General features: G+C 63.5%; 21 protein-coding genes. 10 read left to right on the top strand and 11 right to left on the bottom strand.

Annotated features, from left to right (window positions below; genetic code table 11):
* Position 1 precedes the first annotated feature (1 nt).
* The gene (locus tag ACFT1A_RS24355; protein WP_378449091.1) at positions 2–280 is read right to left on the bottom strand and encodes a hypothetical protein; all 279 of its coding nucleotides are present in this window, start codon (positions 278–280) and stop codon (positions 2–4) included.
* Between the two features lie 11 nt (positions 281–291).
* Positions 292–1041, bottom strand: a complete 750-nt coding sequence (locus ACFT1A_RS24350; protein WP_378449106.1) for an inositol monophosphatase family protein — start codon at positions 1039–1041, stop codon at positions 292–294.
* A gap of 211 nt (positions 1042–1252) precedes the next feature.
* Between ACFT1A_RS24350 and ACFT1A_RS24345 the strand changes: the two genes are divergently transcribed.
* Positions 1253–2014, top strand: a complete 762-nt coding sequence (locus ACFT1A_RS24345) for a GntR family transcriptional regulator (protein ID WP_172403418.1) — start codon at positions 1253–1255, stop codon at positions 2012–2014.
* Between the two features lie 54 nt (positions 2015–2068).
* On the top strand, positions 2069–3415 hold the full coding sequence (locus ACFT1A_RS24340; protein WP_378449090.1) for a DUF5691 domain-containing protein: 1347 nt from the start codon (positions 2069–2071) through the stop codon (positions 3413–3415).
* A gap of 59 nt (positions 3416–3474) precedes the next feature.
* Here ACFT1A_RS24340 and ACFT1A_RS24335 read toward each other — a convergent pair whose 3' ends face one another.
* From ACFT1A_RS24335 to ACFT1A_RS24315, 5 genes are all read right to left on the bottom strand, one after another.
* On the bottom strand, positions 3475–4605 hold the full coding sequence (locus tag ACFT1A_RS24335) for an acyl-CoA dehydrogenase family protein (protein WP_378449089.1): 1131 nt from the start codon (positions 4603–4605) through the stop codon (positions 3475–3477).
* Between the two features lie 8 nt (positions 4606–4613).
* Entirely contained in the window at positions 4614–5789 is a 1176-nt protein-coding gene (locus tag ACFT1A_RS24330; protein ID WP_007736177.1) for an acyl-CoA dehydrogenase family protein, read from the bottom strand.
* Between the two features lie 106 nt (positions 5790–5895).
* Positions 5896–6342 (bottom strand): hypothetical protein, encoded by a 447-nt coding sequence (locus ACFT1A_RS24325; RefSeq protein WP_378449088.1) that lies wholly within the window; start codon positions 6340–6342, stop codon positions 5896–5898.
* Positions 6343–6409: 67 nt separating this feature from the next.
* Positions 6410–8944 carry an ABC transporter permease gene (locus tag ACFT1A_RS24320; protein WP_378449087.1) on the bottom strand — a complete coding sequence of 845 codons (2535 nt, stop codon included), beginning with the start codon at positions 8942–8944 and terminating at the stop codon, positions 6410–6412.
* Positions 8945–8948: 4 nt separating this feature from the next.
* Entirely contained in the window at positions 8949–9722 is a 774-nt protein-coding gene (locus ACFT1A_RS24315; RefSeq protein ID WP_092763254.1) for an ABC transporter ATP-binding protein, read from the bottom strand.
* 261 nt (positions 9723–9983) lie between these two features.
* Here ACFT1A_RS24315 and ACFT1A_RS24310 point away from each other — a divergent pair, with 261 nt between their 5' ends.
* The 4 genes from ACFT1A_RS24310 to ACFT1A_RS24295 all read left to right on the top strand — a co-directional run bounded on the left by ACFT1A_RS24310 (position 9984) and on the right by ACFT1A_RS24295 (position 14617).
* Positions 9984–11546, top strand: coding sequence for a long-chain-fatty-acid--CoA ligase (locus ACFT1A_RS24310; protein WP_378449086.1), 1563 nt, complete (start codon positions 9984–9986; stop codon positions 11544–11546).
* A 22-nt stretch (positions 11547–11568) separates the two neighbouring features.
* Positions 11569–11979 (top strand): YchJ family protein, encoded by a 411-nt coding sequence (locus tag ACFT1A_RS24305; RefSeq protein ID WP_378449085.1) that lies wholly within the window; start codon positions 11569–11571, stop codon positions 11977–11979.
* 56 nt (positions 11980–12035) lie between these two features.
* The gene (locus ACFT1A_RS24300) at positions 12036–12626 is read left to right on the top strand and encodes a hypothetical protein (RefSeq protein ID WP_230817452.1); all 591 of its coding nucleotides are present in this window, start codon (positions 12036–12038) and stop codon (positions 12624–12626) included.
* Positions 12627–12718: 92 nt separating this feature from the next.
* Entirely contained in the window at positions 12719–14617 is a 1899-nt protein-coding gene (locus tag ACFT1A_RS24295) for an ABC transporter ATP-binding protein (protein ID WP_378449084.1), read from the top strand.
* 104 nt (positions 14618–14721) lie between these two features.
* On the opposite strand, the gene ACFT1A_RS24290 is transcribed toward ACFT1A_RS24295, so the two are convergent.
* Positions 14722–16497 (bottom strand): DEAD/DEAH box helicase, encoded by a 1776-nt coding sequence (locus tag ACFT1A_RS24290; protein WP_230817450.1) that lies wholly within the window; start codon positions 16495–16497, stop codon positions 14722–14724.
* A gap of 102 nt (positions 16498–16599) precedes the next feature.
* Between ACFT1A_RS24290 and ACFT1A_RS24285 the strand changes: the two genes are divergently transcribed.
* From ACFT1A_RS24285 to ACFT1A_RS24270, 4 genes are all read left to right on the top strand, one after another.
* Positions 16600–17427, top strand: a complete 828-nt coding sequence (locus ACFT1A_RS24285) for a carbon-nitrogen hydrolase family protein (protein WP_378449083.1) — start codon at positions 16600–16602, stop codon at positions 17425–17427.
* 56 nt (positions 17428–17483) lie between these two features.
* The gene (locus tag ACFT1A_RS24280; protein ID WP_378449082.1) at positions 17484–18110 is read left to right on the top strand and encodes a phosphoribosyltransferase; all 627 of its coding nucleotides are present in this window, start codon (positions 17484–17486) and stop codon (positions 18108–18110) included.
* 126 nt (positions 18111–18236) lie between these two features.
* Positions 18237–18935: a hypothetical protein gene (locus tag ACFT1A_RS24275; protein ID WP_058228429.1), complete on the top strand. Its 699-nt coding sequence runs from the start codon at positions 18237–18239 to the stop codon at positions 18933–18935.
* Positions 18936–19074: 139 nt separating this feature from the next.
* Positions 19075–20862 (top strand): AMP-dependent synthetase/ligase, encoded by a 1788-nt coding sequence (locus ACFT1A_RS24270; protein WP_378449081.1) that lies wholly within the window; start codon positions 19075–19077, stop codon positions 20860–20862.
* 55 nt (positions 20863–20917) lie between these two features.
* On the opposite strand, the gene ACFT1A_RS24265 is transcribed toward ACFT1A_RS24270, so the two are convergent.
* The 3 genes from ACFT1A_RS24265 to ACFT1A_RS24255 form a co-directional block, all read right to left on the bottom strand.
* Positions 20918–21931 (bottom strand): NAD-dependent epimerase/dehydratase family protein, encoded by a 1014-nt coding sequence (locus ACFT1A_RS24265; protein ID WP_378449105.1) that lies wholly within the window; start codon positions 21929–21931, stop codon positions 20918–20920.
* A 76-nt stretch (positions 21932–22007) separates the two neighbouring features.
* Complete coding sequence (locus ACFT1A_RS24260; RefSeq protein WP_378449080.1) at positions 22008–23378, bottom strand: FAD-binding oxidoreductase; 1371 nt, start codon at positions 23376–23378, stop codon at positions 22008–22010.
* Positions 23375–24076, bottom strand: a complete 702-nt coding sequence (locus tag ACFT1A_RS24255; protein ID WP_378449079.1) for a FadR/GntR family transcriptional regulator — start codon at positions 24074–24076, stop codon at positions 23375–23377. The genes ACFT1A_RS24260 and ACFT1A_RS24255 overlap by 4 nt, the downstream gene beginning before the upstream one ends.
* Position 24077 lies beyond the last annotated feature (1 nt).

The raw sequence follows: 24077 nt of genomic DNA, 5'->3' as shown, positions 1-24077 counted from the left end.
GTCATTCTCCATTCGGACCGGCCGGCGTCAGCGCCAGCTCTTCGTCGAGTTCACCGCGAAGGTCTTCGACCAGGTACAGGCCCCACAGGCCCAACCCGAGAACCAGCGCGTCGAAAATCCAGTACATGATGCTGAACGGGATTCCGAACACCAGCGTCGAAACTCCACTGCCCCAGAGGTAAAGGGGCGGAAAAAGTGCAAACAGCAGCGCAATACCGTAAACGGACCCGAAGAACACCATGATCATTCGGTGACTGAGCCCGCGGATGAATTCCTTCATCGGACCTTCCCTCAGTTGACGAGCTGGCGAATGGAGTCGTGCAGATGACCGTTCGATGCAATTCCGTTGCCACAGTCGAAGTTCCGACGACCGTCGAGACTCGAGAAGCGACCACCCGCCTCTTCGATGATCACCGGCATCGGCGCGAGGTCGTAGGCCTTGGTCGTATAGTCGACGATCGCATCGGCGTGCCCGCAGGCGACCATCGCATAGCCGTACGCGTCACCCCAGGTGCGGAGAATGACTCCTCGCGAGTTGAGATCGCGGATCGTATCCGGCTTCCAGTCCTCGAGCCACGTGGCCATCAGATACGCGCCGTCGAGATCTGTCCGGTCGGAGACAGCGGCGGGCTCGTCGTTTCTCCAGCATCCACCGCCCTTTTCTGCTGACACGAGCACGCCGGCACTGGGCAGATTGATCGCCCCGAATGTGATTTCACCGGCCTCTTCGTATGCGAGGAGGTTCGCATAGAGCGGCACCGAGTGGACAAACGACTTCGTTCCGTCGATCGGGTCGATGATCCACCGATTTCCGCTCGAACCCACAACGTCGTCGAACTCCTCGCCCATGATGCCGTCGTCGGGAAAGTTCTCGGACAAAGCGTCGCGAATCATCTGTTCGATCTCTTGATCCGCCTGGGTGACGGGCGATCCATCCGACTTCGTGTCGACCCGAAGCGTCGACTTGTCGAACCAGTGCCTGGCAAGATCTCCTGCTTCTCGAGTAATCGCCAACGCGATCTCGGCACGGGTCGAAAGCATTCGATTCACTGCTGGTGCCCTCCATTCCCTGAATAGGAGTCCGAAACCGACGATTTCGGACTCCCCAGAGATTCGGGCTAGACCATTTCTGGTTCTCTCACCAATTGTTAACGGCGTGTTACAGATCACACTTCGTGTTGTGGTGGATCGGGTGCCTCACTAGTTTTGGGGTTCAACGAACTTCCGTATTGCGAGGTCACGCCATATGTCGATGATGGAGCAGACTCGATCTGCGCTGTTACGGCTCGCTCAGGAACTCGAAGGTCGCTCCGTGGGTAAGTTCCCGCCCGAGCGCGAATTGGCAGCACGACTGGGCACATCTCGTACGACAGTACGCAGCGCACTCGACGCGCTGGAACGTGAAGGATTGGTACATCGGGTCAAGGGCCGAGCAGGCGGCGCCTTTCTCACCAGCGTTCATGCGGACGCCCCCACGCCGGAGAACGCGCGATCCCTGTGCGCCAGCCGACGACTGTCCCGAAATCTGAATACAGTCATGGGCGTACCGCAAATGCTCCAGGAACAAGGGTTCCAGGATGGCACGAGAGTGCTGTCAGCACGTCTGGAGCGGCCCAGCCCGCGAGCCGCCCAGATACTCGGAGTTTCCCCGGATCGCGATGTGATTTCCTTGTTGCGCTTACGATTTGCCGACGGTGACACGTTGTCGCTGGAACGGATGTATCTCGGCGACCCCGGATGCCGCGATCTGCTCCGAACGCACATGGATTCCGTCTACGAAGCCCTGCGTTGCAAATTCGGAATCGACATCTCGGCCACCGACGAATCCATCGAACTGGCAGAAGTCAGCTCTTCGGTGTCGACGCTTCTCGGACAACCGATGCCGGCCCCGGTGCTCAAGCTGGAACGAATCGGCTACGACCAGCATGAGCGTCCCGTCGAGTACTCGGTAGACCTGTTCCGCGCGGACCGAACACGACTGAGCGTGAGCACGCGGCCGGGACACCGTGTGTGAGCCCAGGCAGACCCTGCCCCCAAAGTCGACGTACCTCTGCCATACCGTAGGCGGGTGACCTCCCTGCGATCAGACGCGCACGCAGGTCACTCGCGCGCATCGAAGACTGATCCAGCGGTTCAACCGCTACTTCCCGACCTCGCGATCGAACAACTTCAGTCTCTGTTGCAGGTTCGTTCCTGGACTCTCGCGGAATGGTTCGCGATGGCCGACCAACGCGGATTCCTCGCGCCCGCTGTCAGCGTTCCGCTCTTCATGGAAGCCGCGCTGAAGTATCCCGAGCACCGCGAGGCGCTACTACGCCTCGCCGGTCGACGTGGGCAATATCTGGCGGAGCAGAACCCGGATTGGGCCCAGCTACGACGAATCGGATCACGCCGGGACGAGCTGTGGCTTTCGTCCGATCCGGACGACCGTACCGCCTGGTTCGATTACATACGTACGGTCGACCCGGAACTGGCGAGTGAAGAGCTCGAGATCGCCTGGAGCGAGGCGCCCACGGCAAGTCGCCTGCATTTCCTCGACCATCTCGACGTCGGACTGGGTGAACACGACTACGCACTCCTCGAGCGCGCACTCGACGATTCAGCCGTGCGGGTCCGTGAGCGCGCAATTCAACTCCTGCGGCAACTCCCCCGATCTCCGTTTGCCTCTCGCATGGTCACTCGCGCTCAGTCGTGGGTGCGGCTCGAGACGAAGCCGTTGCGACCCCGCCTGGCCGTCCGATTGCCGGGTTCACTCGACGACCTCGCATTCCGAGACGGCATCGAAGACGTCCACTACAAGAACAAAGGCATCCGGCGCTGGTGGTTACGGCAAGTTGTGACCGCTACTCCACTGGCGTTGTGGGAATCGATGGCCGGGTCGGCACGCGGCGCCCTCACCATCCCCATCGAGAAGCAGTGGCGCGACGTGATGATCGAATCATGGACTGCGGCAACCGTTCTCCAGAAGAATACAGCGTGGGCGTCGGCATTTCTGGAGCGGGACGGGCGCACGACGGACCGGAGAATCGTCGCCATCGCCGACCCGCGCGAACGCGTCGAGTACATCGTCGCCGGACACGCGGACGAGTACCTTCTGGGAGTCGACGGCAGCGCGCTACTCGACGGCATCGACCGCCCCTGGCCACTGGCCGTCGCCGAAAAACTGTTGAATGCCTTGGAAAACGAAGCGTTGGAGCATGCTGCGACGGGCGAGGACTTGGGCATCCACTCGCGCCACAGTCACTTCTCCACCCTGCGAAGTGTGCAGGCGCGCTTCCCTTTCGACGCGATTCCGCTTCTGCACGACGCGGCGTCCCGAACTGGCGACCCCGGCTGGAAACAAGCGTTCACCGACAGCGCCGTCAATATCGAGCAGCGCCGTCTCCGCTTGGATGTATTGCGCAATCACCACTGAACGGCGAAGGGGCCGCGCCCCGCGAACGGAGTGCGACCCCCTACCTGAGTCGTGAAAGGTCAGACCACGCTGACCATCTCGTGATCAGCCACACCGGCAGCCAACACCCGAAGGTGGTCTTCGGTGCTACCGAGCGTGTGCTCGATGGCGACGAGTCGGCTCACGTAATGACCCACCGGGTATTCGGCGGTCATACCGATACCACCGTGCATCTGGATTGCTTCTTGACCGATGAGCCGAGCCGAACGCCCGATCTGCAACTTCACCCGCGAAGCGATCACGGGATCGACGACGCCGTCGGCAAGGGACATCGTCGCGTAGAGACTCATACTGCGCGCCAACTCGAGCGAGACGTACAGGTCGGCAGCGCGGTGCGTCAGCGTCTGGAACTTCGCGAGCGGAACACCGAATTGCTTACGCGTCTTGAGGTATTCGGTTGTCAGTCGCAGCGCCTCTTCCATCGCTCCGACAGCCTCGGCACACAGAGCAGCCTGCTCACGGATCTGCGCTGATTGAATCAGAGCGGAAGCGTCGCCGCCCTCACCGAGCGCTTCGGCCGGAGTGTCCGTGAACTCGATCTGCGCACCGCGCAAACCGTCGTGAGTGGCGTAGGACTTGCGCACCAAACCGGAGGCATCGCTCTTGACGAGGAACAGTCCGACGCCACCGCCGGGGAGCGCAGCGCTCACGACGAGGATGTCCGCCGTCGCGCCGTGCCCGACGGGATTCTTGATCCCTGTCACGGTCCAACCGCCGTCGACCTGCGCCGCAGCTGTCGCACGTTCGGTTGCCGGCCAACGGATTCCGGGTTCTTGATCGGCGAATGCCAGGAACGTGACGCCCTCGGCAACACCGGGAAGGATCGACGACCGCTGCTCTGCGCTGCCGCCTTCGGAGATCAGTCCGCCCGGCGTCACGACCGCGTCGAGTACCGGCTCGGGAGCCAAGCGTCGACCGATCTCGGTCATGACCGCGCCGATTTCCACCGGGCCGGCGTCCATGCCGCCGTCGTCCTCGGAGAACGTCAAGCCGAGCAAACCGACCTCGGCCAACTGCTTCCAGACCTGCGGGCTCCACCCGGGATCGGAGTCGATGATCGCATTGCGCTTCTCGGCGTCGTAGCTGCGCGCGAGGAGATCCTTGGTGGTGTCGCGGAGAAGTTTTTGCTCGTCGTTGAGTTCGAAGTCCATGCCACGCCTCACAATCCGAGGATCGAGGAAGCGATGATGCTGCGCTGCACTTCGCTCGATCCGCTGTAGATGGATACCTTGCGGTAGTTCAAGTACGTCGGGGCAGTGTGCTGCGCCCAGCTCGCGGAGGCGATGTCGCTGCCCGCGTCGTACGGCAGTGAATCGGGGCCGGCCACGTCCATCAGCAGTTCGACACTCGCCTGCTGCAATTCGGAACCGCGAAGCTTCAGCAGCGACGAGGCCGGATTCGGCTGGCCGTCAGCGGAACTGGCGACCACCCGGAGCTGAGTGAGCTCGAGTGCAAGCAATTCGTTTTCGAGTTCGGCGAGGCGGGCAGCGAAGAGCGGATCTTCGAGCAGTGTTCCGTTACCGACCTTGACCTCGGCAGCGCGAGCCTTGGCCTGCGCGAGACGAACCTTCGAGAAACCGACGCGCGTGACACCAGTGCGCTCGTTGCCGAGCAGGAACTTGGCGTAACCCCAGCCCTGGTTCTCTTCACCGACCAGGTTCTCCCCCGGGACGCGGACGTCCTCGAAGAACACTTCGTTGACCTCGTAGCCGCCGTCGATCAGCTTGATGGGGCGGACCGTGACGCCAGGCGTCTTCAGGTCGACGAGGATGAACGAGATGCCCGCCTGGCGCTTGGGCGCATCGGGGTTGGTACGCACGAGGCAGAAGATCCAGTCGGCGTACTGTCCCAGCGTCGTCCACGTCTTCTGGCCGTTGATGACCCAGTCGTCTCCGTCGCGGACCGCGCGAGTCTTGAGCGAAGCGAGATCGGAGCCGGCCTCGGGTTCGGAGAATCCTTGGCACCACCAGATGTCGAGGTTCGCGGTCGCCGGAAGGAACTTCTCCTTCTGCTCCTGCGAGCCGAAGGCCGCGATGACCGGACCGACCATGTTGGCGTTGAACGCCAACGGTTCGGGGACAGACGCGAGCTGGAGTTCGTCGAGCCAGATGTTGTGCTGGACCGGGGTCCAGTCCTTGCCGCCCCACTCGACCGGCCAGTGCGGCACCGCCAGACCGTGAGCGTTGAGGATCTGCTGCGCCTCGACCATACGGTCGCGCCCCAACTCCTCGCCGTGGGCGTACGCCTCCCTGATGTCCGCGGGGATTTGCGTACGGAAGAACGTCCGCATCTCGTCGCGGAACGCTAGTTCCTCGTCGGTCAATGCCAGGTTCATCGGAATTCCTTCGCACTCGAAACCGGATTCATGTTCGGTTCGACCGTACCCCGACGACACTGGAGGCGGAACAGGTACCGCGAAAGACGGCCCCCGAACTGCGCTCCTACACGGTTTTGAGGATCAACAGGTAACCCCCACCCGCGGCGTCGATGCTCGTTTCGACGTTCAACGCGGGAGCCAGACGCGACAACCGATCGATCAGCCAGTCGGATGCTTCCTGGGCGTCGTCCTTGCCGGGGCAGCGTGCGACGGCGACGCGGCCACCCTTGCGCTCGAGTTGCTCCACGACCCCGATGATCGGAGCGGGATCGACGACGAACAGCCGATCCGGCCATTCCACAACAGGTTTGACCGCACCTTTCTTGGTGTTGCATGCGCGATGTGCCAAACGTTCGACGCCGCCTTTGGTCTTGCCACCCTTTTTTGCGGTGTTGATGCTGTCGATGCTCGGGCCACGCGGATCGTTGACGGACATGTCGGGGTCGACCGGTTCGTCGCACAGCCAGCAGCGCCAGGATTCACGTTCGCCGACTTCTTGAAGGGTGCTCATGCGGCAACGGTACCGTGCGCACTTTCGGCTGTTACCGCTACCAAAAGTGCGCACGGGGCCGAAGGCCCTACATGTCCGCTATCGCCTCCAGCGGCTTCGTCTTGGCCGCTCTGTTAGCCGGCCACAGCGCCGCCAAGACGCCGACCACACCGGAGCCGATCAGCATTCCGACTACCTGACCCCACGGGATCGTGATCTTGTCGAGGCCCTGATCCGCGAGAGTGCTCACGAACGCCCAACCGAACGCGATGCCGAGAACAACTCCGACTGCCGCGCCGTACACCGCGATGAGCACCGATTCGAGGTAGATCGTGCGTCGCATCTGTCCGCGCTGCATGCCGACGGCTCGCAGCATTCCGATTTCTCGTCGCCGCTCGACCACCGAGAGTGCCAACGTGTTGATGATGCCGAGGATCGCGATCACGACCGCGAGTGCAAGGAGACCGTAGAGGATCGCCAACAACGTGTTGATCTGCTGACCCTGAGTTCCCTTGAACTCCTCACGATCCTGCACCTGGACGACAACGTACTTCTCCGTCGCCGTTTCGAGTTCGGATCGCAGCGTCGTCAGATCCGCCCCCGGCTTCGCCTTCACCAGAACCACGAAGTCCGGCAGGCTCTCCGCCGGCATCAGCTTCCGGTACGCCTCGTCCGAGACGATCCACGAACCGATCAGCTGGTTGTCCTCGAACACTCCCGCGACAACGGTCTGGTATTCGACGCCGCCGGGGCCGGTGAGCGTCTGAGTCGAGCCGACAGCCCACCCCTTGTCGTCCGCAGTCGACTTCGAGACGAGCATGTTGTTGCCGGTCAGATCGACCGTGCCCTCGAGGATCTTGTACTCGAGCACGCCTTCGATCGGGCCGTCGAACGAAGCGCCTTGCTCGTCCTCACCGTCGACCTTCGCGCGCACTCCGTGCAAAGACGTCGCGCTCTGCACGTCGGGCACCTGCCGGACGGCGTCGGCCGCACCGCGCGGCACACCGATCGCGTTGGGACCGGTCAGGATGTAGTCGGCCGAGACACCCACGTCCACAAGAGCATTGATGCTCGCCTTGGCCGAAGATCCGAACACTCCGATGACGGTCACCAACATCAGGCCGAGAGTCAGTGCGAATGCCGTTGCGGCCGTGCGACGGGCATTGCGCACCGCGTTGGTACGAGCCAATCGCCCGATGGCACCGAACGGCTTGGCGAACACGGCACCGAGCGCACCGACGATCGGCCGCGACAGCGCCGGAGCACCGAGAAGTACCGCGATGATCAACGAGAACGCGCCGAGTCCGACGATCAGAGCGGCGCCGCCGCCGGTACCGCGAGAGCCGAACACGAGCAGTGCCACACCGATCACGCCGAGGATCGCGCCGATCAGCGTCCGCACCCGCAGCGAGTCGCCAGTGGAGGCGAACTCCTCACGCATGGCCGCTACGGGCGGGATCTTCGACGCACGCCGAGCGGGAGCGTAGGCGCTGAGCGTCGTGACGACGACGCCCACCACCAACGCGACGATGATCGTGCGCGCGCCCACCTGAAGCGGGCCTTCCGGCAGACCGACGTCGAATGTGTTGAGCAGACTGCGCAATCCGTAGGCGAGACCGATACCACCGAGCAGACCGATGATGCTGCCGATGAGCCCGACCACCAACGCCTCGGTGACCACCGAGCGACCGACCTGCGCTCGACTCGCACCGATCGCACGCAGCAGCGCCAGCTCCCGAAGACGCTGCGCCACGATCATCGAGAAGGTGTTGTAGATGATGAACGTGCCGACGAGCAGAGCAATCGCACCGAACGCCAGCAGGAAGTAGTTGATGAAGCTCAGCGCCGAGTCGACCTCGGCCTTGGTCTCCTCGCGAACCTGGTCACCGGTCTGCACCTTGAGATCGGGGAAAACCTGCTCGACGCGTTGCTGCAGTTCCGTCTGCGAGACCCCGTTGCCCGCGACGTCGATGTACTCGACATGCCGGCCGTCGGTGAAAAGTCCACGAGCCTGTTCGTCGGTGAAGAGCGCGCCGATGAATCCACCGGTGTCACTACCGGCCCCTTCGTAGATGCCGGACAACGTCACGTCGACGATTCCGCGGGCCGGAGCCAGAACCTTGGCAGTGTCCCCCACCTTCAGACCGGCTCGCTCGGCGGCGCTCGTGTTCAGCGCGACCTGACCGGTCTGCGTCGGAGGCGCGCCCTCGACGAAGGTGTCGGGTTCGGCAATCGCCTGGCCCGGAGGTAGGTAGGACTGCCCGATACTGGGCGCGCCGCCGGTCTGAACGGCACCACCGTCTGCGTTGATCAGGACGATCTGTCCGCTGACGGCCGGCGCGATCGCCCGGACGCCGTCAACCGCGGCAAGTTTGTCGACGTCCTCCACCGGAACGCCGCTGGTGTTGCGGTCTTCCATCGATACCCGAACGTCGACGCCCTGGGCAGTGTTCTCGAAGATCGAATCGAAAGTCTTCTGGAGGGTGTCGGTGAAAACGAAGGACCCCGCGACAAAAGCCGTGCCGAGCACGACGGACAGAACCGTCAGCGCAAGTCGCACCTTGTGTGCCGCCAAATTGCGCAGGGAGACCTTGCGCATCGGCGAGTTGCTTACCGAAGCCATGTGCTCAAGCCCCGGCTTCCACGTTCACGACCGCCTGCGGAGCGTCGAGACGCTTCATACGATCGAGGACCGAATCCGCCGTCGGCTCGCGCAATTCGTCGACGATCTTGCCGTCCGCGAGGAACACGACCCGATCGGCGTACGCCGCTGCCCGCGGATCGTGCGTCACGATCACCACGGTTTGGTTGAACTCGTCGACCGCTGCGCGCAGGATCGAGAGCACCTCCCCGGAGGACTTCGAATCGAGGTTTCCGGTCGGCTCGTCGCCGAAGATGATCTCCGGCTGACCCGCCAGCGCACGCGCGCACGCCACACGCTGCTGCTGACCACCCGACAACTCTCCCGGCCGGTGATCGAGGCGATCCCCGAGCCCCAGCTTGGTCAGGACGCTGTTCAGCCAGGTCTGATCCGCTTTGCGTCCTGCGATGTCGAGGGGCAACGTGATGTTCTCGAGCGCCGTCAGCGTCGGCACCAGGTTGAACGCCTGGAAGACGAATCCGATGCGATCGCGTCGTAGTTGCGTCATCTGTTTGTCGGAGAGCGTCGTGAGTTCGGTGTCGCCGATGAGGACAGAACCCGAACTGGCGGAATCCAGACCGGCGAGGCAATGCATCAGCGTCGACTTGCCGGAACCGGACGGCCCCATGATCGCCGTGAACTCACCGCGGGCAAAATCTGCGGACACCGAACTGAGGGCGTGCACCTGGGTATCTCCGGTGCCGTAGGTCTTGGACAGGCCGACTGCGCGGGCCGCGACATCCTGGGCGTGCGAACTCATGATCGCCTTTCCTGTTCACTTCGGTGCTACTTTGCGGGCGTGACGGGCGCCCGTGAAAACACGGACGCCCGCAATGGTTGGTTCCATCCTGTCGGGTGTGGGGCCCGCCCGCCATCGGGGACCACCCTGATATCCACGGCCGAGCCGATCAGGGTCTGAGAATTCACGGCCGTCCAAGGGCGTGCATTGGCGAGAAACAGCGATATGAATGGCGGGCGCGCACTAACCTTGTGACACCAATCACACGAGAGAGGCGGCCGAATGTCCGACGCCACCGCTGGAATCATTTTCGATCGGCTAGAGCACTGGGCGACGGTAAAGCCTGATCAAGCAGCGATGACCTTCCAAGGGACCGAGTACACGTGGGCCCAGTGGCGGGACCGCATCCTGCGTATCGCCGCCGCACTCGCCGAATCAGGCATCGGTGCCGGCGACACTGTCGCTTTCGTCGACAAGAATCATCTGTCCTGTCTCGAAGTCACGTACGCCGCCTCACTGCTCGGGGCCGCGAATGTCATTCCCAACTGGCGACTTTCGGGCGAAGAGCTGGATTACGTCCTCGCGGACTGTGGCGCACGCATCCTGTTCGTCGGCAGCGACCTCCTGCCCCAGGTCGTCGCCATGCGCGATCGATTGACGGCCGTCGAGTCGATCTTCGCCGTCGGCGGTGAACACGACGAATTCGAACCGTGGATCGACGAGGTCACTCCGCCGAGTTCCCGACCCGAGGTCAGCCCCGATGCCACCGCTCTGGTTCTCTACAGTTCCGGAACGACCGGTCGACCCAAAGGTGTCCAACTCACGCATCGAAACCTGTTCGCGCACAGCAACAGTGTTCTCGAAATCCTGCCGGCTCACGAGGATCATCGATTCCTGATCGCGATGCCGATGTTCCACGTCGGTGGAACGTGCTACGCCATCATGGCAATTCACGCCGGTGGACGCTGTCTCTTCACCAGAGAAGCCGACGGGCCGTCGATCTTCGCCGGTCTCGCCGCCGGAGCGAACATCGCCTTCCTCGTCCCACCGGTCATTGCCGGGGTCCTGGCCGCCGGCGAGCAGGCAGTCGCCGCCTTCAAGGCACTCAAACGCATCACCTACGGTGCTGCCCCCATGCCCCTCCCATTGTTGCGAGCAGCACTCGCAGCCTGGCCGGACACCGAATTCGTCCAGGTCTACGGCATGACCGAAATGGCAGGTGTCGTTACCGCGCTGATGCCGGACGTTCACCGCGACGAGTCGCAGGTCGAGCGCATGGCATCAGCAGGTACAGCGATCCCCGGCGTCGAGATGCGCGTGGTGGACCCCGTCACGCTCGAGGACGTGCCCACCGGTACGACCGGCGAACTGTGGTGGCGATCCGAACAGTGCACACCCGGATATCTGGACAAGCCCGAGGCGACGGCCGAAACCATCACCGCCGACGGATGGTTGCGCAGCGGCGACATGGGCCGCGCCGACTCCGGCGGCTTCGTGTTCATCGAGGACCGTCTCAAGGACATGATCATCACCGGCGGCGAGAACGTCTACTCCCCCGAGATCGAACGCGTACTGGTGGAGCATCCGGCAATCGCGGAGGTCGCGGTCATCGGCGTTCCCGACGACCGCTGGGGTGAAACCGTCAAGGCCGTCGTGGTTCTCACCGCCGATGCGCAGATCGACGAAACCGAACTGATCACCTACACACAAGAACGCCTCGCAAAGTTCAAGTGCCCGACCAGTATCGACGTCGTCGAGATCCTTCCTCGCAATCCCACCGGAAAGATCCTCAAACGCGACCTCCGCAAACCCTACTGGGAGAACCGCGAACACAAGCTGGTCTGAGAACCCGTGCTGTAATGGGGCGGTGACCTCGAGCCGCCCCACCACACCCCGACCGAACGATCCGTGCCCGTGCGGCAGCGGCAACGCGTTGGTCGAGTGCTGCGGCAAGTACCTCAGCGGGGCGGCGCATGCCCCGACCGCCGAAACCCTGATGCGTTCGCGCTACACGGCTTTCACTGTGATGGACGACGAATACCTCATGCGGACTTGGCATCCCGACAATCGCCCCACCGATCTCGATCTCGATCCCAACCAGAAATGGCTCCGGTTGGAGATCCTGGACACCGAACGAGGTGGCCTGTTCGATTCCGACGGCGTCGTTGAATTTCGCGCTCACTACGCATTCGGGCGCGAGCGGGGAATGCTCCACGAACGCAGTCGATTTGCGCGAACGGACGGCAAGTGGCTCTACGTCGACGGCGATATCGGTTAGGTAACTCCGGGCACCGCCGCCGCGGAACCCGATCACGCGAGCCCTACGATCGAGTCATGACAACGAACCGGACGAGATCATTTGCCGCTGTCGCTGCCATCGCAGTGGGCGTGAGCCTGACCGCCTGTTCGCAGGACGCGGAGACCACTCCCACGGCAGCCACCTCGGCCGTCACCTCGACTTCGAGTGCCGCAGCGTCGACCACGGAACCAGTCCCGACGGACAGCTCCGACAAGACATCGGCAGCGGGCACCGAATCCAAGCTCACCGTCGTCGACGTCCGCGTGGGCGAGCACGACGGATTCGATCGCGTCGTCTACGAGATGGGCGGCACCGGCACACCCGGATGGCGCGTCAAGTACGTCGACGCGGCCACGCAGGAAGGCAGCGGAAAGCCCGTGGACATCCAGGGCGCCGCAGTGATCCAGGTCTTGATCGACGGTTCCGCCTATCCCTTCGACAGCGGAGTCGAACAGTACTCCGGCCCCAACCCGGTTCCCGGCGTCGGCGGAGTCGTGACCGAGGTCAACGGGTCGAACGTGTTCGAAGGAGTCACGCAGTCGTTCATCGGGGTGACCGAGAAGCAGCCGTTCACGGTGACGACGCTCAGCGATCCTCCGCGAGTGGTGGTCGACGTCGCCCGCTGAGGCCGCACTTGACCTGAAGTTTGGTTTAGGTTCTACCTTCGTGTCGTACCGGCCGCGTAATCTTCGTGGCCGGCGACCGGAGGGGCGAAGTCATGAGTATGGAAGTCACCGCGTGGAACGCGATGTACAACGCGATGCACGCGCAAGAAGATCGGCGCCCGTTCTCGAAGGCGACACTGAAGCGGATCGCGACGTTCGCAGTCCCGCAGAAACGCAATCTCAGCTGGTACCTCGTGCTGAGCGTCGTCACGGCTGCGCTTGCCGTGGCAACACCCGTCCTCGCCGGGCGCGTGGTCAACGCGATAGTCGGCGGCGACGCCGTCGACGTGGTCGTCAAACTTGCCGCCCTGATCGCACTGGTCGCAATTCTCGAGGCCGCGCTGGGCCTGTTGACCCGGTGGCTCTCGGCCAGCATCGGTGAAGATCTGATCCTGCATCTGCGCACCACCGTCTTCGATCACGTCCAGAAGATGCCGATCGCGTTCTTCACCAGAACTCGAACCGGAGCACTCGTCAGCCGTCTCAACAACGACGTCATCGGCGCTCAGCGCGCCTTCAGCGACACATTGTCCGGAGTGGTCAGCAATCTGGTCACGCTGGTGATCACGCTGATCGTCATGCTCGGGATCTCGTGGCAGATCACCGTGCTCGCGTTGGTACTTCTCCCCATCTTCGTGATCCCCGCACGGCGGATGGGCGCAAAACTCGCGGCACTCAATCGTGAAGCTGCCAACCATAATTCGATGATGAGCACCCAGATGACGGAACGGTTCTCCGCTCCCGGCGCGACTCTGGTCAAGCTGTTCGGTCGCCCTTCGCAAGAGTCTGCGGAGTTCGCGGTTCGTGCCAGGCGTGTGCGCAACATCGGAGTCCGGACCGCGATGCTGCAGTCCGTCTTCGTCACAGCGCTGACGCTGGTCTCCGCGCTTGCCCTTGCCCTCGTCTACGGACTCGGCGGCTTCTACGCGCTGCGCGGTCAGTTGGACGCAGGCGCTGTCGTCGCGATGGCGCTGCTGCTCACGAGGCTGTACTCGCCGTTGACCGCACTGGCCAGCGCCCGGGTGGACATCATGAGCGCTCTGGTCAGCTTCGAGCGGGTATTCGAGATTCTCGATCTGGCACCACTCATCACCGAGAAGCCCGATGCACGCACGGTGCCGGAGGGCCCGGTATCCGTCGAGTTCAAGAACGTCACTTTTGCTTACCCCTCTGCCGACAAGGTGTCACTCGCTTCGTTGGAGGAGGTCGCGATCCTCGACACCCGCGGCGGCGAGGACGTGTTGCACGACCTCTCGTTCCGCACCGAAGCGGGACAGATGGTCGCCCTGGTCGGCACGTCCGGTGCCGGAAAGTCGACCGTGGCGCAGATGATTCCGCGCCTCTACGACATCGACTCCGGTTCGGTCGAGCTGGGCGGCGTCGACGTCCGAGACCTCAGTTCCGATTCCATCCGTGAGACCGTCGGCATGGTCACGCAGGACGGGCACCTGTTCCACGAGAGCCTTCGATCCAACCTGCTCCTCGCGCGACCGGATGCCACCGAAAAAGATCTGCGTGAGGTTCTGGAGCGAGCACGGCTCACCGACCTGGTTGCGTCGCTACCCGACGGATTGGAGACAGTGGTGGGTGAACGCGGATACCGCCTCTCGGGCGGTGAGCGTCAACGCCTGACCATCGCACGACTGCTCCTGGCCCAGCCTCGCGTCGTCATCCTGGACGAGGCCACCGCGCATCTCGACTCGACGTCGGAAGCCGCGGTTCAGGAAGCACTCGGCGAAGCACTCGCCGGGCGGACTGCTGTGGTGATCGCACACCGTTTGTCCACGATCCGGGCAGCCGACCTGATCCTTGTCGTCGAGGCAGGCCAAATCATCGAGCGCGGCAACCATGAAGAACTGCTTGCACGCGGTGGTCGCTACGCCGAGTTGTACCGCACGCAGTTCGACACCAACGCGAGGAAGAACGGCGCCCTCGAACCGACGCCGATCTGATACTGCCCGCCCCGGCCGCCTCCCCACACAAAAAAAGGCGCTGACCTCCTCACGGAGGGCAGCGCCTGTTTCAGTCTTCACGTCAAGACGTTGAAGGCTGCGCGTCAGTCGTTGTAGCGTTCGCGTCCGCCACCACGGCGGTCGTCACGTCCACCGCGATCATCGCGGCCACCACGGTCGCCACGCCCACTCGGACGTCCCTGCGGCGGGCCGAAATCAGGCTGCAGCTGGATCAGAACGCCGGAGATGCGTGTGCGACGCAGAGCTTCGAGAGTCTCGTTGGAGAGGTCGGCCGGCAGCTCGACAATGCTGTGATCCGGGCGAATGCTGATGTGCCCGAAGTCGCTTCGACGAAGCCCGCCCTCATTGGCGATTGCACCGACGATGGCACCGGGCACGACGCGATGACGCTTGCCGACTGCGATGCGGTACGCGGCCAATTCCTGACCCTCGGGTCCACGCGAGCGAGGAGCCGGGCCGTCGTCGAAACGGCGAGGGGGACGAGGTTCACGGGGCTCACGCTCACGACGCGGCGGTGCCGGCGGCTCGGGAGCGAGCAGGAATGCCTCACCGTCGCGCGACTGCAGCGCCAAGGCGGCAGCGATGTCGATGAGCGGAACGTCATGTTCCTGGTCGTAGTCCTCGATCATCTTGCGGAACATCGCGAGATTCTCCGATGCCAAGCTCTCGGTGATGGAGTCACCGAACTTGGTCACACGCTGGGCGTTGACGTCGTCAACACTGGGAAGCTGCATCTCCGCAAGCGGCTGACGCGTCGCCTTCTCGATGGACTTGAGCAGATGACGCTCACGCGGAGCGACGAACAGCAACGCGTCACCCTGACGACCGGCGCGGCCGGTACGACCGATGCGGTGAACGTACGACTCCGTGTCGTGGGGGATGTCGTAGTTGACGACGTGGGAGATTCGATCCACGTCGAGGCCTCGAGCAGCAACGTCGGTCGCGACGAGGATGTCGAGGGCGCCGTTCTTGAGCTGACCGATGGTCCGCTCACGCTGTGCCTGCACGATGTCGCCGTTGATCGCGGCAGCCGAGTGCCCGCGGGCCCGCAGCTTCTCCGCCAGGTCTTCGGTGGCCTGCTTGGTACGGACGAAGATGATCATCGCCTCGAAAGCCTCGACCTCGAGGACTCGGGTCAGTGCATCGAGCTTGCGCTGATGAGCAACCTGAATGTAGCGCTGCGTGATGTTCGAGGCGGTCGACGTCTTGGACTTGACGGTGATCTCGACCGGATTGTTCAGGTATTGCTTCGAGATCCGGCGAATCGAGCCGGGCATCGTTGCCGAGAACAGGGCAACCTGCTTGTCGCCGGGGGTGTCGCGGAGGATGCGCTCGACGTCCTCCTGGAAACCCATCTTGAGCATCTCGTCGGCCTCGTCGAGAACGAGGTACTTGAGATTGGTCAGGTCCAGGGTGCCCTTTTCGAGATGGTCGATGACACGACCCGGGGTGCCGACGACGACGTGCGCACCGCGGCGCAGGCCGGACAGCTGGACGCCGTAGCTCTGGCCACCGTAGATCGGCAGGACGTTGAGTCCGGGGATGTGGGCGGAGTACTTGCCGAATGCCTCGGCAACCTGAAGTGCCAGCTCACGCGTGGGAGCAAGCACCAGCGCCTGGGTCTGCTTGATCGACGTGTCGATCCGCGACAGAACGGGAACTGCGAAGGCTGCGGTCTTGCCGGTACCGGTCTGTGCGAGACCGACGACGTCCTTGCCTTCGAGCAGTGGCGGAATGGTGGCAGCCTGAATGGGCGAGGGCGACTCGTAGCCCACGTCTGACAGTGCCTTCAGTACCCGATCATCGATGTCGAGGTCGGCAAATGTTGGGGGTTCGGGGTCACGCTCAATATCACTCATTTGACCAGCAGTTTAGCGGATAGAGTATAGACACGACGACATACCGGGGGTGCATTTACGACAGATCCACCCTCCCAGCGGGTTTCGCCTAGCGTAGGAAGCATGACCGCAGCCACCACAGCCACCCCCTCCCAGACCGTTGTCGCGATTGCCCAATTCGCTCCGGGGACGGACAAGAAAGCCAACCTCGAATCACTGCGATCACTGGCTTCCGACGCAGCAGCACGGGGCGCGAAAGTTGTCGTGGCGCCGGAGTACTCGATGTTCACCGCACCGAAGACGGACGAGCGACTGATCGAGTCCGCGGAGGACCTGGACGGCGAATTCGGTTCGGCACTGGCGGCGGTCGCCGCGGAGTTCGGAATCTTCCTCGTGGCAGGAATGAACGAGCGAATCGACGACGTGAGCAGAATCTCCAACACCCTCGTCGCGGTGGACCCCAACGGCGAACTGGTGGCGACCTACCGCAAACTGCACCTCTACGACGCCTTCGGCTACCAGGAATCGGCCGTGATCCGCGCGGGTGACATCACCGAACCGCAGACTTTCGGGTGCGACGGCCTGACCTTCGGCCTCCAGACCTGCTACGACCTGCGCTTCCCGGAAGTCACCCGACGCATCGTCGACGTCGGCGCGGACGTCTTGCTCCTGCCCGCCCAGTGGGTGCCCGGGCCGCTCAAGGAAGATCACTGGACCACTCTCGTGCGTGCCCGGGCCATCGAGAACACGATGTACATCGCAGCGGCGGATCAGAGCGCGCGCGGCGGCGCGGGTGCCAGCATGATCGTCGACCCGATGGGCGTCGTGATGTGCTCACTGGGCGAGCAGGTCGGGGTCGCCACCGCGACTGTCACGGCCGCTCGAATCGCCGAAGTACGCGAGAAGAATCCCGCTCTCGCACTGCGGAGGTTCACAGTCTCGTCGCGGTGACGTGCAGCGAGTAGCGTCGAATTGGTCGGGGGTTCGAGCTTCTCGAGGACAAAGCAGTGGCCCAATATCGGGATCGATCTTCCGCCGGCAAATTTCTGGCCGGGCGGCTCGAGGCTCTGCGTATGGACAAGCCGGTCGTTCTCGGACTCCCGCGCGGCGGAGTACCCGTCGCAGCCGAGGTTGCTGCAGCGCTGAACGCACCCCTGGACATCGTGGTGGTGCGCAAGCTCGGCAGTCCGTACAACCCGGAACTCGCGATGGGCGCTATCGGCGAGGGCGGGGTGCGAGTCCTCAACCACGACGTCATCGCAGCGGTTCGCGTCTCGAAAAGAGAACTCGCCGCCGTCGAACACGACGAACGACTCGAGTTGGAGCGGCGAGCGCGCCTCCTGCGTGAAGGACGGACCCCGGTTTCCCTCCACGGACGCACCGCGGTGATCGTCGACGACGGAATGGCGACGGGAGCGAGTGCCGCAGTTGCCTGCCGGTGTGCGCGCACCGCGGGTGCTGCCTGCGTGATCGTCGCTGTACCCGTCGCCTCCCCCGAAGCCATGAGAGTGATCGCGTGCTCGGCCGATCGCGTCATCTGCCCCTTCGTTCCTGCCCTGTTGGGCGGCGTCGGTGCTGCATTCGAGGACTTTCATCAACTCAGCGACGACGAAGTTCTGACCTTCCTCGCCTGAGCCCTGACTCTTTCTCACCTGAGCGCAGTCCAAGAAAACTATGTGAATTTGTGATGTGTGCAACATTTCGCTCCTCGGTGCCGATAGCCCAAATGGAACAAAAAGAATCAGCTTTCTGGAGGAACCGTGACCATCTCGACCGATACCGTCGACGCCGTCGCAGCCGCGTGCCGTGACCGCCTGGGCGACCCGTCCGCATGGGTTGCGTCAGACGCTTATCGACAGAGCCTCGCCCTGTGCATCATCGAATCCGTTCAGTCCACGTCGGGCCACAGTGAAGTGACCGTCGTCGATCGCTACCTCGCCTACCGGAAAGCCCGCGAAGACAAACCCGTCACGGACGGCGCACGCGAACTCCTCCGCACGTTCGAGGAAGCCGGGAGCTCGGACCAGTGGGCGGGCAAGATCGGCTCGTACAAGCGCCGCTACACGGCGACGGGCGTCCCGATCGAAGCACGTCACATCCAACAGGTCGCCGAGAAACTCCATCACTTGCGGATCAACAGCGTCGAGGACCTGCTGTCCGCTGCTGATTCCGACAACGCTCTCGATGCGGTTCACCACGCCTGGGTCGACGCCTGTGGCGACGGTTCCGAAGTGACCTGGGCGCACCTGTTGATGCTGGCCGGAATCCCCCACACCGATCTGGGCACCGCCGCCGACACCTTCATCAGCGCAACACTCGGCACCACCGAACTGCCGGGAGACACCTCGGAGATCCTTGCAGCTACTGCAGAGCAACTCGGAGTGGATCCGGACCGATTGGACTACGCAATTCGCCGCTGGTTGTCCGTGCACGGCCGCACGCTCCAACACGTCGCCTGAGTACCTGTAAACAGCCGGTCACACTAAACTGCAGGTCAGCGCCCGACCAGTTCTACCGAATAGTAACGACAGTGCAAAATGACGACTAATGTGATGCAATGCACATCAGAAATGTCAGTAGTCACTGGAGGGGTCAATAGTGCGCGAGTTCTCAGTTCCACAGTCGTTCTCAATTCCGGAGAACGTTTCAATGGCCGACTCCGTGTTCCGTCATGCCGAAGAAGACCCCACATTCGTGCCGTTCAAGCGGCCGTCGAACGGTGGATGGGTCGACGTCACCGCAGCTGAATTCGCGAAGCAGGTCTCCGCAGTTGCCAAGGGCCTGATCGCTTCGGGTGTCGAGCTCGGCGACCGCGTCGCTATCCTGTCCGCGACTCGCTACGAGTGGGTCGTTCTCGACTACGCCATCTGGACAGCCGGCGGATGCACCGTCGCGATCTACGAGACCTCCTCCCCTGATCAGGCACAGTGGATCCTCGAGGATTCCGCGACGACGCTTCTGGTCGTCGAAACGGCCAAGCACGCGGAGACCCACAAGGAAGTCACCGACGGCGCAGAAGCCCTCCGTGAAGTCCTGGTCATCGAATCGGGTGCGATCGACGAGCTGTCCAGCCGCGGTTCCGCAATCACCGACGAAGAACTGCACACTCGTCGTCACCAGGTCACCGCAGCCTCGCCCGCGACCCTGATCTACACCTCCGGAACCACCGGACGCCCCAAGGGTGTCCAGCTGACGCACTCCAACTTCTACGCCGAGTCCAACGCCTGCCGCCTGGCGATGCCGGAGTCGATGGTCCCCGGCAAGAAGACACTGATGTTCCTGCCGCTCGCCCACGTGTTCGCGCGAGCGATCTCGTTCGGCGCTTTCGACGCCAAGGTCACCGTCGCCCACACGTCGGATCTGACGACGCTCCTCGAGCAGTTCGCCGGCTTCAAGCCCAACTTCATCCTGTCGGTGCCCCGCGTGTTCGAGAAGGTCTACAACTCGGCTCGCCAGAAAGCCGTCGACGGCGGCAAGGGCAGCATCTTCGACAAGGCTGCGGCCACGGCCATCGAGTACAGCGAATCCCTCGAAAAGGGTGGCCCCGGACTGGCACTCAAGCTCAAGCACGCGGTATTCGACAAGCTCGTCTACTCGAAGCTACGCGCAGCACTGGGCGGCGAGTGCGAGCGTGCGGTCTCCGGCGGCGCAGCCCTCGGTGCGCGCCTCGGCCACTACTTCCGCGGCGTCGGCATCCCGATCTACGAGGGCTACGGACTCACCGAGACCAGCGCCGCAATCACCGTCAACACCTCGAGCGCGCAGCGCGTCGGCACCGTCGGCAAGCCGATCAACGGCCACGCCGCCCGGATCGCCGAAGACGGCGAACTCCTCCTGCAGGGCCCGGTCGTGTTCGCCGGCTACTGGCACAACGAGAAGGCCACTGCCGAATCCATCGTCGACGGCTGGTTCCACACCGGCGACCTCGGATCGATCGACAACGAGGGTTACGTCTCGATCACCGGCCGCAAGAAGGAAATCATCGTCACCGCCGGCGGTAAGAACGTCGCACCGGCAGGCCTCGAGGATTCCCTGCGTGCGCACGCTCTGATCAGCCAGTGCCTCGTCGTCGGTGACGGTCAGCCGTTCATCGGTGCACTGATCACCCTCGATCCGGAAACACTGCCCGGTTGGGTCGAGCGCAACGGCCTGCCCGCGAACACCGCGATTGCCGATCTGGTGAAGAACGCCGATCTGATCGCCGAGATCGACTCGGCCGTTGCCGACGCCAACAAGAAGGTCTCCAACCCCGAGCAGATCAAGAAGTACACGATCCTCGAGGTCGACTTCACCCAGGAGACCGGCGAATTGACGCCGACGCTCAAGCTCAAGCGCAACATCATTCACGAAGCTCACAAGACCAAGATCAGCGACTTGTACGCCTGATTCTCGTCTTTCACGCGTCTGGCCCGGTTCGAATGCGAACCGGGCCAGACGCGTCTCAGTCTCCGGCGGAAAGAAGTTCTCTTTCGATCTCCGGAGGCAATCCGTGCACCGCACGATCCTCCCGCTGGGCCGGCAGTGTTTCCTCTTGCATCCACGCCCAGGTATCTCGCACGGTGTCTTCGACCGGGCGGCATCGCAGCCCCGCCTGCCCTGCGTGCCCTGCTTGGGCCGCCTTGGCGGTGTCGGCTTCGAGGAAGCCCGCGAACTCACCCTCCTGCGGCACCCAACACGGAAGTTGTGTCCACGGCTGCGCTCCAGCCGCCGCCAACCTGTCCTCGTCGATCCACACCAATTCCGCGCCCGAACCGGTGGCGTCCACGCACGCCTGAAGGAGCCCGGAGGTTGTGGTGTGCCCGGACGGGCTGATGACGTCATATGCCCCGCCGATCCCTGCGGACAGTCCGGACAGGACAAAGGATGCGATGTCACGGACATCGACGTATTGAAGTGGCCTGGTCGGCACCCCGGGAGCAACGACGCGGCCTCCTGCGCCGATGCGCTGCAGCCACCACGGCAATCGCCCGATGTCCTCGTGTGGTCCGAGGATCAGCCCTGCCCTCGCGAGCAGTGCATTCGGGAACAATTCCAGGACAGCGAGTTCGGCGCCGCGTTTGGCGGACGCGTAATCGCTGCCGTCGTCGGACGTCGCGGAAGCGGCAACCACAGGTGAGCTCTCGTCGACGTGCAAGCCCCACTGGTAGACGGATCCGCTGGAAATGTATGCGTACCGTTCGACGTGACCGCGCAAGACGCGTGCATTCTCACCGACCACCCGCGGGCTACCCGACCACGTGTCGACGACGAAGTCCCATCGACGGTCACCGAGCGCCTCGACCATCGCTCGCTGATCGGTGCGATCAGCGAACAGGACCTCCGCCGTAAACGGCGGTGCTCCGGTGAGCCCCCGATGGAGCACTGTCACTTCCCAGCCCCGTGCCAGAGCGTCGTCGACGAGGGCGCGGCCGAGGAACCGTGTTCCTCCGAGCATCAACAGCTTCATGACGGCCATCGTCACTCGAAAAGTGTCGTGCGGCAACACGTTCGTCTGGTAGCGCAATTTCCGATGAGTACGACAGACGAAACGCTCAGATACCTCGCCCGGGATTGAGAATGTTCTTCGGATCGAATGCGGCCTTCACTGCAAGCATCATCTCGCGTTCGGTCTGACCGACCATGTCTGCCATGTACGGCGCTTTGAGCACGCCGATACCGTGTTCACCGCTGATCGTTCCGCCCAACGCCAGCGCCCCGGCGACGATGTCGTCGAACGCTCCACGCGCACGATTCTGCGCTCCGGCTTCCGCGGCGTCGAACACGATGGTCGGGTGGAGATTTCCGTCGGCGGCATGACCGAAGGTTCCGATCGTGACACCGTGACGCTCGGCCGCCTCACGAATGCACCCCAGCATCGACGGCAACGCGGGTACGGGCACCGCGACATCGTCGAGGAGCACCGTGCCCATCGCCTCGAGAGCGGGTAATGCCATCCGGCGAGCCGCGGTGAACTCGTCACCTTCCACCGGATCGTCGGTGTGGAAAACCTCTCGCGCCCCGACGCTTTCGCACGCTGCGGCACAGTCCGCAGCTTCGGCGGCAGCTGACCTACCGTCGCACTGGATGAGCAGCATCGCCCCGGCCGACTCGTCCAGCCCCATCTTCGTCAGGCGGTTGACCGCGCCGATGGTGACGTCGTCCATCAACTCCATCTGACACGGTTCGGCCACTGCCGACACCGCGAGGACCGCATCGATCGCGGACTCCGCGGAATCGAAAAACGCAACGACGGTCGTCGCTGCAGTGGGCGCCGTTCGCAATCGCATCGTGGCTTCGACGATGACGGCCAATGTGCCCTCAGACCCCACGAGCAGATGTGTCAGGTCCAACCCCGCGACATTTTTGCGCGTCCGCGCACCGGTACGGATCAGACGCCCATCCGCCAATACCGCCGTCAAGGCCGCGACGTGATCGCCGGTCACACCGTACTTTGCGCAACAGATGCCGCCCGCATTTGTCGCCAGGTTGCCGCCGATACTCGAGATCGCCCGGCTTCCCGGATCAGGAACGTACCAAAGGCCCTGCTGTGCAGCAGCTTCGGCGAGGTCGCCGTTGATCACTCCGGGCTCCACCGTGGCGGTGCGCGCGGCGGGATCGATCTCCAGAATGCGATCCATGCCCGCGACGCTCAGAACGATGCATCCGTCGAGCGCGTTGGCGGCGCCGGCCAACCCGGTACCCGCCCCTCGCGTCACCACCGGAACGGAGAGTTCGTGGGCCACCGTCATGACGGCGACGACGTCGTCGACCGTCTGCGCCTTGACCAGCGCAGCAGGCTTTCCGGCCGCAGTGAGCAGTGATTGATCCCGGACGTACGCGCCCATTCGGTCAGGGTCGGTTGTGGCCCTGTCCCCCAACGCTTTCTGCAAGCGTTCGCCCAACAGATCGATACTCGTGGTCATTCCGTTCGTCCTTCGTAGAATCCGCGCACGTGGCGCTCGACCAAATCGGCAGCCTCGTCGGAGGCGCCGCGCTCGATGGCGTCGGCGATACCCTCGTGTTCTTTCAGCAGTGCGCCGAGTGTGGCTTCCGAGTTCTCGCGCGCGTCGAGTTCGCTCAGCAAGTAGCCGGCGATGCTGTCCCGCAGAACCGTCATGACCAACCCGAACGCCTTGTTCCCGCCCGCTCCGGCGAGCGCGACGTGAAAGTCGACGTCCGCGTCGTGGAAGGCGACCGAGTCGTCGGCAAGCGTCGCGACGCGCATCCGCTCGATCGCGTCCCTGGCCTCGCCTGGAACCCCACCGACTGTGCGCAGTGCGGCGGCTTCGAGCAGCACTCGTAGTTCGACAAGATCGCCCAGGGGAACTGCACCCACCTGCAACGCCGTACTGAGGGCGGTGGCTGCGGAATCGGCCGTATGCTCGTGCGTCACCCGAGGTCTGGCAGTCGACGTAGTGTCCGCGCCGGTCAGCAATCCCTGCGCTTGCAGGACGCGAAGTGCCTCACGGACCGTCGATCGACCCACCGAGAACGTCTGTGCAAGTTCCTGTTCGGTCGGCAATGCCTCACCGACGGGAAGCGAGCCGTCCAGAATGGCAGCGCGGATTCTTCCCGACACGGCAAGGCTGAGCGGCATGCGCGACAACGGAGTCGTATCCATG

Origin of the sequence: Rhodococcus sp. NPDC057135, assembly GCF_042670865.1 — a bacterium.
Lineage (GTDB): Bacteria > Actinomycetota > Actinomycetes > Mycobacteriales > Mycobacteriaceae > Rhodococcus_F.
The sequence above is the reverse complement of the archived record's forward strand: the minus strand, read 5'-3'. Positions and strand labels throughout refer to the sequence as shown.

What these genes read in the sequence shown, in the direction of transcription:
- ACFT1A_RS24355 (WP_378449091.1), bottom strand. Translation starts at nt 280, where the DNA reads ATGAAGGAATTCATCCGCGGGCTCAGTCACCGAATGATCATGGTGTTC.
- ACFT1A_RS24350 (WP_378449106.1), bottom strand. Translation starts at nt 1,041, where the DNA reads ATGCTTTCGACCCGTGCCGAGATCGCGTTGGCGATTACTCGAGAAGCA.
- ACFT1A_RS24345 (WP_172403418.1), top strand. Translation starts at nt 1,253, where the DNA reads ATGATGGAGCAGACTCGATCTGCGCTGTTACGGCTCGCTCAGGAACTC.
- ACFT1A_RS24335 (WP_378449089.1), bottom strand. Translation starts at nt 4,605, where the DNA reads ATGGACTTCGAACTCAACGACGAGCAAAAACTTCTCCGCGACACCACC.
- ACFT1A_RS24330 (WP_007736177.1), bottom strand. Translation starts at nt 5,789, where the DNA reads ATGAACCTGGCATTGACCGACGAGGAACTAGCGTTCCGCGACGAGATG.
- ACFT1A_RS24325 (WP_378449088.1), bottom strand. Translation starts at nt 6,342, where the DNA reads ATGAGCACCCTTCAAGAAGTCGGCGAACGTGAATCCTGGCGCTGCTGG.
- ACFT1A_RS24320 (WP_378449087.1), bottom strand. Translation starts at nt 8,944, where the DNA reads ATGGCTTCGGTAAGCAACTCGCCGATGCGCAAGGTCTCCCTGCGCAAT.
- ACFT1A_RS24315 (WP_092763254.1), bottom strand. Translation starts at nt 9,722, where the DNA reads ATGAGTTCGCACGCCCAGGATGTCGCGGCCCGCGCAGTCGGCCTGTCC.
- ACFT1A_RS24310 (WP_378449086.1), top strand. Translation starts at nt 9,984, where the DNA reads ATGTCCGACGCCACCGCTGGAATCATTTTCGATCGGCTAGAGCACTGG.
- ACFT1A_RS24300 (WP_230817452.1), top strand. Translation starts at nt 12,036, where the DNA reads ATGACAACGAACCGGACGAGATCATTTGCCGCTGTCGCTGCCATCGCA.
- ACFT1A_RS24295 (WP_378449084.1), top strand. Translation starts at nt 12,719, where the DNA reads ATGAGTATGGAAGTCACCGCGTGGAACGCGATGTACAACGCGATGCAC.
- ACFT1A_RS24290 (WP_230817450.1), bottom strand. Translation starts at nt 16,497, where the DNA reads ATGAGTGATATTGAGCGTGACCCCGAACCCCCAACATTTGCCGACCTC.
- ACFT1A_RS24285 (WP_378449083.1), top strand. Translation starts at nt 16,600, where the DNA reads ATGACCGCAGCCACCACAGCCACCCCCTCCCAGACCGTTGTCGCGATT.
- ACFT1A_RS24265 (WP_378449105.1), bottom strand. Translation starts at nt 21,931, where the DNA reads ATGGCCGTCATGAAGCTGTTGATGCTCGGAGGAACACGGTTCCTCGGC.
- ACFT1A_RS24260 (WP_378449080.1), bottom strand. Translation starts at nt 23,378, where the DNA reads ATGACCACGAGTATCGATCTGTTGGGCGAACGCTTGCAGAAAGCGTTG.
- ACFT1A_RS24255 (WP_378449079.1), bottom strand. Translation starts at nt 24,076, where the DNA reads ATGGATACGACTCCGTTGTCGCGCATGCCGCTCAGCCTTGCCGTGTCG.